General features: G+C 25.1%; 14 protein-coding genes. All 14 read left to right on the top strand.

Translation table 4 applies throughout. From position 1 onward, the window contains the following. Nucleotides 1-144: 144 nt before the first annotated feature. Genes rpmH through UPA3_RS03150 form a run of 14 tightly spaced genes read left to right on the top strand, consistent with a single transcriptional unit; the run spans nucleotide 145 to nucleotide 11,431 of the window. Nucleotides 145-291, top strand: coding sequence for a 50S ribosomal protein L34 (gene rpmH, locus UPA3_RS03215; protein ID WP_004026378.1), 147 nt, complete (start codon nucleotides 145-147; stop codon nucleotides 289-291). 5 nt (nucleotides 292-296) lie between these two features. Continuing rightward, on the top strand, nucleotides 297-638 hold the full coding sequence (rnpA, locus tag UPA3_RS03210; RefSeq protein WP_006688777.1) for a ribonuclease P protein component: 342 nt from the start codon (nucleotides 297-299) through the stop codon (nucleotides 636-638). A 38-nt stretch (nucleotides 639-676) separates the two neighbouring features. Further along, nucleotides 677-1,828, top strand: a complete 1,152-nt coding sequence (yidC, locus tag UPA3_RS03205; RefSeq protein WP_006688594.1) for a membrane protein insertase YidC — start codon at nucleotides 677-679, stop codon at nucleotides 1,826-1,828. 1 nt (nucleotide 1,829) lies between these two features. Continuing rightward, nucleotides 1,830-2,663, top strand: a complete 834-nt coding sequence (rsmA, locus tag UPA3_RS03200) for a 16S rRNA (adenine(1518)-N(6)/adenine(1519)-N(6))-dimethyltransferase RsmA (RefSeq protein WP_006688630.1) — start codon at nucleotides 1,830-1,832, stop codon at nucleotides 2,661-2,663. 33 nt (nucleotides 2,664-2,696) lie between these two features. Further along, the gene (locus UPA3_RS03195) at nucleotides 2,697-3,494 is read left to right on the top strand and encodes a 4-(cytidine 5'-diphospho)-2-C-methyl-D-erythritol kinase (RefSeq protein ID WP_006688809.1); all 798 of its coding nucleotides are present in this window, start codon (nucleotides 2,697-2,699) and stop codon (nucleotides 3,492-3,494) included. Next, nucleotides 3,484-4,932, top strand: a complete 1,449-nt coding sequence (gene gltX / locus UPA3_RS03190; protein WP_006688453.1) for a glutamate--tRNA ligase — start codon at nucleotides 3,484-3,486, stop codon at nucleotides 4,930-4,932. Before UPA3_RS03195 ends, gltX begins: the two co-directional genes overlap by 11 nt. 8 nt (nucleotides 4,933-4,940) lie before the next feature. Then, nucleotides 4,941-6,158 (top strand): HD domain-containing protein, encoded by a 1,218-nt coding sequence (locus UPA3_RS03185; protein WP_006688577.1) that lies wholly within the window; start codon nucleotides 4,941-4,943, stop codon nucleotides 6,156-6,158. A gap of 47 nt (nucleotides 6,159-6,205) precedes the next feature. After that, nucleotides 6,206-6,688, top strand: coding sequence for a DNA-directed RNA polymerase subunit delta (rpoE, locus tag UPA3_RS03180; protein WP_006688513.1), 483 nt, complete (start codon nucleotides 6,206-6,208; stop codon nucleotides 6,686-6,688). Between the two features lie 4 nt (nucleotides 6,689-6,692). After that, nucleotides 6,693-7,565 (top strand): class II fructose-1,6-bisphosphate aldolase, encoded by an 873-nt coding sequence (gene fba / locus UPA3_RS03175; RefSeq protein WP_006688794.1) that lies wholly within the window; start codon nucleotides 6,693-6,695, stop codon nucleotides 7,563-7,565. A 10-nt stretch (nucleotides 7,566-7,575) separates the two neighbouring features. Then, nucleotides 7,576-8,682, top strand: a complete 1,107-nt coding sequence (gene ychF / locus UPA3_RS03170; RefSeq protein ID WP_006688686.1) for a redox-regulated ATPase YchF — start codon at nucleotides 7,576-7,578, stop codon at nucleotides 8,680-8,682. A gap of 6 nt (nucleotides 8,683-8,688) precedes the next feature. After that, on the top strand, nucleotides 8,689-9,360 hold the full coding sequence (locus UPA3_RS03165; protein WP_006688765.1) for a thymidine kinase: 672 nt from the start codon (nucleotides 8,689-8,691) through the stop codon (nucleotides 9,358-9,360). Nucleotides 9,361-9,396: 36 nt separating this feature from the next. Beyond that, entirely contained in the window at nucleotides 9,397-9,837 is a 441-nt protein-coding gene (locus UPA3_RS03160) for a hypothetical protein (protein ID WP_006688427.1), read from the top strand. An 11-nt stretch (nucleotides 9,838-9,848) separates the two neighbouring features. Further along, nucleotides 9,849-10,670: a ribosome biogenesis GTPase YlqF gene (ylqF, locus tag UPA3_RS03155; protein WP_006688464.1), complete on the top strand. Its 822-nt coding sequence runs from the start codon at nucleotides 9,849-9,851 to the stop codon at nucleotides 10,668-10,670. A 50-nt stretch (nucleotides 10,671-10,720) separates the two neighbouring features. Continuing rightward, the gene (locus UPA3_RS03150; protein WP_006689068.1) at nucleotides 10,721-11,431 is read left to right on the top strand and encodes a DNA-protecting protein DprA; all 711 of its coding nucleotides are present in this window, start codon (nucleotides 10,721-10,723) and stop codon (nucleotides 11,429-11,431) included. Nucleotides 11,432-11,444 lie beyond the last annotated feature (13 nt).

Below are 11,444 nucleotides of genomic sequence, written 5' to 3'. Positions count from 1 at the left end.
TCTTTGTCCTATTATCATATTATATATGTTTATTTTTAAAAAGATATCATTGACTTTTTTAAAAAAATATATTAAATAAAAAATAACTAAAATGTTATAATAATCCATATTATGTTTTCAAAAAAGTAAGAGGGCGGTGGATTTATGAAAAGAACGTTTCAACCTAATAATCGTAAAAGAGCAAAAGTGCATGGTTTTCGTGCACGCATGAAAACAAAAAATGGGCGTAATGTTTTAGCTAGAAGAAGACTTAAAGGGCGTCATAGTCTAACAGTTTCTAGTGAAAAATAATTTTTATGGCTAATTTTATTAGTCTAAAAAAAAATGAAGATATACTTGATACAATTAAGAAACAACAAAAAATTCATTCTAATCAAATCGTAGTTTATTTTCGTAAAACCAATCTAAAAAATGTTCGCTTAGCTATAAGCATTTCTAAAAAAAAGTTTAAATTAGCAACACAACGCAATCGAATTCGACGCCTGATTAAAGCATGGTTTATTGCTGCTGATATTCCCATTAAAAGTTATGATATTGTAGTCTTAGTGAAACCATCGTTTATTGATGGTTCTTTTGTTTTAAATTGTAATAATCTTAAAATAATTCTTCAACGAATTATTAACAAAGAAAAAAGATAAAATTAGCAAGTAATTTTTGAATTGAAAAGGAGGTATAAATGTCATCTGTTGATAAACAAAATTTAACAAATAGAATGCGGATTTCTGTTTCACATTTTGCTGGAGCATCGAATGCAAATTCGATAAAAAAAGAACGTAAGAAAAAAATTTTTAATGTTTTATTAAAAGTTTTTAAAATCATCGTTTATGCATTTTTCTTAGGTATTGGCTTATATGGTTGTTTCCAAAATATGGCAAACCACTGAACAATTAATTCTACTATTGTTGGTAATGGTTTTGAATTAGGATTTCATGTTGATCCTATTCTTGGTGCTAATGACATTCGTTTTGATTTAATTTATTCTGGAACAGGTCCTTGATATCCAATGTCTGATTTTTCATTTGATTATGGTCCTTTCTATGCTTTATTTGTTTGGCCAATTGCACAAATTTTATTACATTTTATGTATGCAACGAGAGATTGACCAGCAGGTTTAAATGCTATTTTAGGATTAATTATCATTTTATTAATTATTCGTGTGATTACAATGTTGATCTCAGCACGTGCAACTATCCAAACAGAAAGAATTTCTGAAATTCAAGGAAAAATTGCAGAAATTAATGCAAAATATAAAGACGCAAAAGATATGCAGTCTCGTCAAAAAAAACAAATGGAAACAAAAGAGTTATATCAAAAACATAACGTTAAACCTTTAGCTCCTTTTGAAAGTATGATTATTACATTGCCGATCTTTTTAATTATTTATCGTGTTGTTACAATTTTAAGACCACTTAAGTTTATTAGTATTTTTTATATTTGAGACTTATCAGCAACACCTATTTCTGAAATTTTTTCAAATTTCACAACTTCAGGATGACCTTATATTTTCTTCTTATTAATTATTATTCCAGTACAAATCTTATCCCAAAAAATACCACAACTATTAGCTAGAAAACGTAATCGTAATGCCACAACTGTTGGTGCTAAAAATAAACAACAGTTAAAACGTGTACGAATGACACAAAACATTATTGCAATTGTTTTAGCTGTTGTAGTAGCAATTTCTGCTTCCGGGATTGGTTTATACTGATTCTTCAATGCGATCTTTACTATTCTGCAATCGTATATCATTCATGTTATTATTATGAAACGCCGTTCAAACAGTGCCACAAGAATTGAATCAAAACTTGCTAAATTAGGAATTAGCTAACTTGAATAAATCATTCATTAAAAATAAACTCAAGCAAGAAAGTTTTGTTCCATCAAAAAAAATGGGGCAAAACTTCTTATTGTCTAATAACATAAAAAATAAAATTGTAGATGTGGCGAATATTAATAAAGATGATCTTATATTAGAAATTGGTCCAGGGTGAGGAGCAATTACTGAAATTCTTGTACAAAAAACAAATATTTTAATTGCTATTGAATTAGATAAAAGACTATATGCACACTTAAAAACATACATAAAAACAAGTAATTTTCATATAATAAATAATGATGTATTATGTGTAGATTTAGATAATTTGATTTTAGATTACAATAATACTCAAAAAATTCAAAAAATTAAAGTTGTTGCAAATCTTCCATATGCAATATCTTCAAAGATAGTTTTAAAAATTATTCAATCAAAATTAATTAATGATGCTTATATTATGGTTCAAAAAGAAATGGCTGAACGAATTGGTGCTAAAGTAAATACACGTGGTTATAATGCTTTTACTGTTTTAGTACAATTATTCTGTAAAACAAAAATTCTATTCGAAGTTAATGCTAAAGAATTTCATCCCCAACCTAAAGTTCAAAGTGCTGTCATTCATCTTGAAAATCTTCATAATAGTGTGAATTTTAATATTGAAGAATTAGGTAAATTTTTACGGATTTGTTTTTTAAATAAACGAAAAAAGTTAAAAAATAACTTATCTAATATTTATGATATTAAAATAATTAATCAAATGTTTATTGATTATAATTTAGATATGAATTTACGAGCTGAAAACATTGAACCAAAAATGTTTCTAAAACTCTTTAATTATTTGAATAGATAAGATAATTAATAAAATTAAGTTGTAGGTCAAATTATGAAAGTAAAGTCATTCGCAAAAATTGATTTAGGATATAGTGTTTATAAAAAACAAAAGAATTTTACAAAACACGATTTTGAATCAATTTTTATACTTGTTGAAAATATTTATGACGATATTGAAATTACTAAAATAGAAAAAAATATTGATGATGTTCATTACTACAATGAAACCAATGAAATTTATGTTTATAGCCGTTTAGTTCATAAGACATTAGAATGGATTCGTCATACTTATCATATTAAAAATCATTATCGAATTAATATTAAAAAAAGAATTCCAATTGGTGCAGGCTTAGGTGGTGGTTCATCAAACGCTGCAGCCATTATGAAATATATTCTAGAATTTGAGGGTATTAAAGAAATTAATTATAAAGATGTTGTTAATAAATTAGGTGCTGATATTCCCTTTTTTTTATCAGGCTATAAAACAGCTTATATAAGTGATTACGGAAGTGTTTTAGAGGATTTGACTGGTCAATTTAAATTAAATTATGAAGTTTATTTAATGAATGTTAATGTAAATACAAAAATTGTTTTTGAAAAATTTGATGATAATTCATGACATGTTATTAAAAATAATTTTAAAACAATTATTAAAAATTTAAAAGAAAATATTGTAGTTAACATACATAATGATCTACAAGAATACTGTTTTGAGCTATACCCTAATATTAAATACAAATATAATGAATTATTATCCGATGGTTTTTATACAATTTTAAGTGGTGCAGGTAGTTCATTTATTCGCATAAAATTAAAAAATAAGGAAGATTTAATTATTAATGAAAATTAGAACACGTTATGCTCCATCACCAACCGGTTATTTACATATTGGAGGAGCGCGAACAGCTTTATTTAATTATTTACTAGCAAAAGCTTATGGTGGGGATTTTATTATTCGTATTGAAGATACTGATATTGAAAGAAATGTGGAAGGGGGAATTAATTCCCAACTAGATTTTTTAGCATGAATGGGTATTATTCCAGACGAATCAATTCGTAATCCTAAAGCTTTTGGCCCATATATCCAATCTGAAAAATTAAAACATTATGAAAAATTAGCATTAGATCTAGTTGATCAAAAAAAAGCTTATTTTTGTTTTTGTAGTAAAGAACAATTAGATGCAGATCGCGAATTAGCTGAAAAATCACATCAAACACCTAAATACAAACGGCACTGTTTAAATTTAGATAAAAAAACAATTGAAAGTAACTTATTACAAAATAAAGAATACACAATTCGTTTAAAAATTAATGAAAATATGGAATATAGCTGGGATGATTTAATTCGGGGTAAAATTAGTATTCCAGGTAGTGCTTTAACTGATCCTGTCATTTTAAAATCAAATAAGATTGCAATGTATAATTTTGCAGTTGTAATTGACGATTATGAAATGCAAATTTCACATGTCATTCGTGGAGAAGAGCATATTTCTAATACACCTTATCAATTAGCGATTGCTCAGGCCTTAAATTATGATATAACAAAAATTAAATATGGTCATTTGTCAATTATTGTTGATGAGACAGGAAAAAAATTATCAAAGCGAAATTTATCTTTAAAACAGTTTGTGTCTGATTATGAAAAAGATGGTTATTGGCCACATGCTATTACAAACTTTGTTGCATTATTAGGTTGAAGCCCAAAAAATAACGATGAAATAATGAGTTTAGAAACGATGATTAAAAATTTTGATATCAATAATTTATCAAAATCCCCCGCCTTTTTTGATATCAATAAAATGAATTGGTTTTCAACACAATATTTTAATAATATTACCCAAGAAGAATTTATCAATTTTATAAAGAAACATTCATTAACTAAAGAATTAGTTTTGAATGATTATACTTTTATTAATAAATGTCTATTATTTAAATCTCATATTATTAATTTAAAACAACTAATTGATTTAGTAATTGAACAATTTAATTGTGATAAAAAAGTATTAGCATCAGATGTAGATTATATTAAAAAAAACCAATTAATAACTGTTGTTCGTGTTTTTTATGAACAATTAATAATTAATGATGAATTTAATGAAGAATTTATAAAAGAAATAATTAAAAAAGTTCAAATAATAACTAATAACAAAGGTGCTAATTTATACATGCCAATTCGTATTGCAACTACATTTAGTTCGCATGGTCCAGAATTAGCTAAAACAATTTGTTATTTAGGACGCGAAAAAGTATTAAAAAATTTAATAAATATTTTAAAAATTTTGGATTAATAATTATTATGGTAAAAAATTTTTTTATAAAAGATCCTATTCATGGTTTAATTACGTTTGATGAACAATATGAATGAGCTTATGAATTAATTAAAACAAAAGAGTTCTGGCGTTTAAATAATATAAAGCAATTAGGATCAAGTTGATCAATTTTCCCAAGTGCTACTCATACACGTTTTACTCATTGTATTGGTGTTTTCCAAGTTACAAGAAAACTTTTAGATTCATTAAAATTCATTAAATCTGATACACACGATTTAATAAATAATAAAAAGATTGTTTGTGCTGCAGCCTTATTACATGATATTGGTCATGGTCCTTTTTCCCATACTTTTGAATATGCAACAAATTATAATCATGAAAAAATTGGTCAAATGATTATTACTAATCCTAAAAGTGAAATTAATAAAATTTTAATTAAACATAATATCAATCCAGTTGATGTTGCTAATATAATTGATCATAAATCCAAAAAAATGTGAATGCAACAGGTTATTTCATCTCAAATTGATGCAGATCGTTTAGATTATTTGCCACGTGATTCTCATTTTACAGGAACCAAGTATGGAAATATAGACTATGATAATATCTTTAAAAAGGCAATAGTTTTTAACGATCAATTATGTTTTTCAAAACACTCTTGAAACGCTTTAGAAAACATTTTAATTTCTCGTTGGAGTATGTTTGAAAATGTTTATTTAAATAAAACACCAACAACCTATGATATTTTAATGAAAAAGACTTTAGCAAGAGTGCATTTTTTATACCAAAAACAAAAAAAATATATATTCAAAAATTCACAATTATTAACAATTTTAAAACCATGATTAGATAATGAATCTTGAGATATTACTACTGTTCAAAATTTAGATGATTATTCATTTACAGCTTTAATGCGATCGTTTGCTAATGAACATGATTTTATTTTAAAAACTTTAGCAACAAATTGGTTACAAAATAAAGATTTTGTAACTTTTGAATATGAATATGGTAAAGATAAATCAAAAGATCAAAAGATTATTCATAAAAAATATTTTTATGAAACTATTACTTCAAATAAACAAATTTATGATTTTAATGAACCGGTTTTTTTATATACAGAAAACAAAAATAATGATATTAAATTATTAAAACTTGAAGATAAGAGTTTAATAATTGCTGCTTTAAAATCAATTAAACAACCACGAATAAAAAAATGAATTTTTTACTATAAACCTTTAAAATAAATACTAATATATTAAATACAAAAAAACTAAAATATAAGGAGTTTAATATGAGCCGTCAATTAGTTGATATTGCTTATAATGCAATAAAAAATAATAAAATTTATAACAAAAAACCATTTACTTTTGATGATATTATTAATGAAATTGTCAAGAATAGTAATGTAAATTTAGTAGAAGTTAATTCACAATTAGGTGTTTTATATACAACTTTAATACAAGATACACGTTTTATTTCAATTGGAGATTTAGAATGAAATTTACGTGAACGATTATCACTAGATGAAATTACAAAAATTAATAACGCTATGTATGAAGTTGGTTTATACAAAGATAGTGACCGTGAAGAAGATGAACATGAAATTGTTAAAAATGATAAATTAACACAATCAAAAGAACAAGAGGAAAGTGATGAAGTAAGCTCTTTATCTGATTTTGTTGGCTACGAAGATGAAGATGAAGAATTTAAAAATAATAATACTTCTAATAAAGATGAAATAGAAGACGAAGAGGAATTAGAAGAGGAAGAATAAAAAAATGTCACCATTAGTTAATGCCAAAAAAATGATTCAAAATGCTTATGAAAATCATTATGCAGTGGCTGCAATTAATATCAATAATTTAGAATGAATTAAAGCAGCATTATTAGCAGCTCAAGAAACAAACTCTCCTCTTTTATTAGCGACATCTGAAGGTGCCGTAAAATATATGGGTGGTTATGATAATTGTTATGCAATGGTTGTTAATTTAATAAAACAAATGAATATTAAAACTCCTGTTTGTTTGCATTTAGATCATGGTACATATGAAGGATGTATAAAAGCTATTAATGCTGGTTATTCCTCAATTATGTATGATGGATCAAAACTTTCGATCGAAGAAAACATTAAAAACACTAAAGAACTTTTGACAATAACTAAATTAAAAGGTGTATCAGTAGAAGTTGAAGTTGGTTCAATTGGTGGGACAGAAGATGGGATTACTTCAGAAGGTGAATTAGCTAATATCGACGATTGTTATCAAATGTGTTTATTAGATATTGATATGTTAGCGTGTGGTATTGGAAATATTCACGGAATATATCCTAAAAATTGAAAAGGTTTAAATTTTAATTTATTAAAAGAAATTAACAATAAAGTGAATAAACCAATTGTTTTACACGGAGGTTCTGGTATTAGTGATGAACAAATTTTAAAAGCAATTAATTTGGGTGTAGCAAAAATTAATATTAATACAGAATGTCAAATTGCATTTTCAAATGCATTACAAGATCACTTAACAAAAGCAGGTGATTTAATTCTTTCTAAACAGTATGATCCACGAAAAATTTTGGCTTATGGTGTGGACGCAATTAAAAATACAATCATTGATAAATTCACTAAGTTTAATAGTTTAAATAAAATAAAATAAGGAGAATAAAATGTCGTTATCAGCAGGTCTTGTTGGTTTGCCAAACGTTGGTAAATCCACATTATTTAATACAATTACAAATTCTAGAGTTGAGGCAGCTAATTATCCTTTTGCAACTATCGAACCAAATATTGGAATTGTTAATATTAATGATCCGCGTTTAAAACGATTAGCAAGCTTAGTTGTGCCTGATAAAATTGTGCCGACCACTTTCAAATTTGTTGATATTGCAGGTCTTGTTAAAGGCGCTTCGCAAGGTGAAGGACTAGGAAACCAATTTTTAAATAATATTCGCGATGTTGATGCTATTTGTCATGTCGTTCGCTGTTTTGATGATAAATCTATTACTCATGTTCATAATAAAATTGACGCATTATCTGATATTCATGTTATTAATTATGAATTAATATTATCTGACCTTGATATTATTGAAAAACGAATTAGTCGTATTAAAAAAAAGGCTGATTCTGGCGATAAAGATGCTAGAAGAGAATATCTTATTTTATTTAACATTGAAGAAGCTTTAAAAAAGGGTCAATTAGCATCAAGTGTTAAATTAACCAAAGAAGAATTGAAAATCATTAATTCTTTCAATTTAATAACTTTAAAACCAATTTTATATATTGCAAATATTTCAGAAAATGAGATTTCAAATCCTGATTTAAATAAAGAATATTTAAAAGTAAAAAAGTATGCTCAAGATAATGATGCTAGATGCGTTGCTTTGTCAGCAAAAATTGAATATGAAATTAGCATTTTAGATGAAGAATCAAAATCAATATTTATTCAAGATTTAGGTATTAAAACAACAGGATTAGATGAAATTGTAAAGCAAACCTATGATTTATTAAATTTAAAAACTTATTTTACATATGGAAAACAAGAAGTACGTGCTTGAACATTTATAAACGGAATGAGTGCGCCTGAATGTGCAGGAATTATTCATAGCGATTTTGAAAAAGGTTTTATTAAAGCTGAAATTATGCATTATGATGATTTAATATCATTAGGAAGTGAGCAAGCTGTGAAAGAAGCGGGAAAAATAAGAATGGAGGGAAAGTCATATTTAATGAAAGATGGCGATATTTGCAATTTTAGATTCAATGTGACAAAATAATTTTTTATGGCTAAAGTGAATGCATTTTCAAAAAAAATAGGATGAATAGAATTAATTACTGGCCCAATGTTTGCTGGAAAAACAGCAGAGTTAATTCGTCGCTTACATCGTTTAGAATATGCAGATGTTAAATATTTGGTTTTTAAACCTAAAATTGATACTAGATCTATTAGAAATATCCAATCACGAACAGGAACGTCTTTACCATCAGTTGAAGTAGAAAGCGCACCAGAAATTTTAAATTATATTATGTCAAACAGTTTTAATGATGAAACAAAAGTTATTGGCATTGATGAGGTTCAATTTTTTGATGATCGGATTTGTGAAGTTGCAAATATTTTAGCAGAAAATGGTTTTGTTGTTATTATTTCAGGATTAGATAAAAATTTTAAAGGCGAGCCTTTTGGTCCAATTGCTAAACTTTTTACTTATGCTGATAAAATTACAAAACTAACAGCGATATGTAATGAGTGTGGCGCTGAAGCAACGCATTCATTGCGTAAGATTGATGGTAAACACGCTGACTATAATGATGATATTGTTAAAATTGGCTGTCAGGAATTCTATTCTGCTGTTTGTCGTCATCATCATAAGGTACCTAATCGTCCTTATTTAAATAGTAATTCTGAGGAATTTATTAAATTTTTTAAAAATAAAAAACGAAATAAAAATATATAATTACATTAATAGTTATTTAATATTTAGGTAAATGTTTTGAAAATAGTTTTAGAAGAATTAAAAGATTATTTGATAGGTAAATTATATTTTAAATATAAATTTATTGGAGTTTTTATTAGTATATTTTTAGCTGGTTGATTAATTTCTTTTATCACAAATTTAATTTTAGCTTTAAATTATGGATATAATGAAAAATTATTAAATTATAAAAAATATTTAGATTTTACAATTTTAACATGTATTAGTTTTTTAATGTTATTTATTACAATAATTTATCTTTTATGGATCAATTGTCATAATAGCACAGCAAGATATTTAATTTTAAAAATCAATAAATACCCACCGAAAAAACCGATCAAAAATCTTCCTTTTATTTTTTTTAGATTAGCTTATTATACATTTAATATAAGACAAAAAATTCAATATCAACAAAAACAAATTTATAAATATTTAATATCTTTTAATGAGTATGTGTAGAATTTAACATTATGGACATAATTAATAAAAAAATTAATTGATTTCCTGGGCATATGAAAAAAGCAACAGATGAGATTTTAAAAAATCTTAAAAATGTTGATTTTTTTATTCAATTAGTTGATGCTAGATGTCCATTAACATCAAGTAATATTGAATTATTAAAAGAAGTTTCATCCAAACCAGTTATTAATTTGGCTAATAAGGCCGATTTAAGTGATTGAAAAAAAAATTTCGATAATAATTTTTTATTAATTTCAACTAAAAAAAGAAATGATAAAAATAAGATTATTCAACATTTATATCAATTATTTGATCAAAAAATAAAAATATACCAAAAGAAAGGATTAATAAATCCTAAATTTGTAGGTATGATTATTGGTCTACCAAATATTGGTAAGTCTTCTTTGATTAATTTTTTAGCTCCCAAAAAAGTATTAAAAGTTGAAAATAGACCTGGAGTTACTAAGACTCAATGTATTCGTCAAATCAATCAACATTTTTATTTAATTGATACACCTGGAATTTTTTTAAAAAATATTCAAAATGAGCGTGATAGTTTTGTTTTGACTTTGATTAATTGTGTTAAGAAAGAAGTTTTGGAATTAGAATCAATTGTACATTTTGCATATGATTTTTATTTAAAAAATTATAGGAATGAATTATTTATAAAATATAAAATGAATAAGGTATTAAATTTTGATGATTTTATTCATCATATTTGTGAGTTATATAATTATAAATTAACAAATAATGAATTTGATCATGTAAGAGCTTATGAGAATTTATTTAATGATTTTTCTAATGGATTGATTTGTAAAGTTAATTATGATTAGTAATTTTAAAAATAAATCATTATTGCTAATAATTTAATGAGGTGATACCATTGAATTATTTAACACACTATTTCAGTTTGAAGTATAAAGGGGATTGATCAAAAATTTATTTAGCATTAATAAATCATGAAGATCAAAATGAATATTTATTTTTAGAAAAAGAAGATTACGAAAAAGTTAAAGCTATTGATTTAACTGATGAAAAATATCCTAATAAATATAAAAAAATTAACCAACCTCCTTTTATTTTATATTATTCAACAACAGTTGAATGACTTGATAAAAAAAATATTTGGTTAATAGATTATGAAAATGCAATATCAAATTATGATATACTAACCTTGATAAAAGCAGGATATGGATTTGTTATTTATTATGATAGTGTTGTTTTGGACACACTTATCAATCGTTTAATTTCTCTTAAAGCTAGAATATGTATCATCACAGATGAGGGAATCTATAGTTCTAAAAACATTAAATACTTAAGTTACTGCAATGTTAGTGTAATATCTGAAATTCCAAAAGATTACAATAGTAATAAAATTACACAGGATTTAAAACGTCTTGCATGCGCTTCAAGCGACCATATTTTATGTGTTAATGAGTTATATCAAATAGATGATTATCTTTTTAATAAATATAAAGATTGCCAATTAGATTTGGTGTTATTAGATAAAAAATTAGCTAAGCAAAACACAATTTATCCCAAATACATTAATCGTATTTATCAATTTATTAAAAATTCAAAATTAATAAATTAAACAACAACTATAA

This window comes from Ureaplasma parvum serovar 3 str. ATCC 27815 (genome assembly GCF_000019345.1).
GTDB lineage: Bacteria > Bacillota_I > Bacilli_A > Mycoplasmatales > Mycoplasmoidaceae > Ureaplasma > Ureaplasma parvum.
The sequence above is the reverse complement of the archived record's forward strand: the minus strand, read 5'-3'. Positions and strand labels throughout refer to the sequence as shown.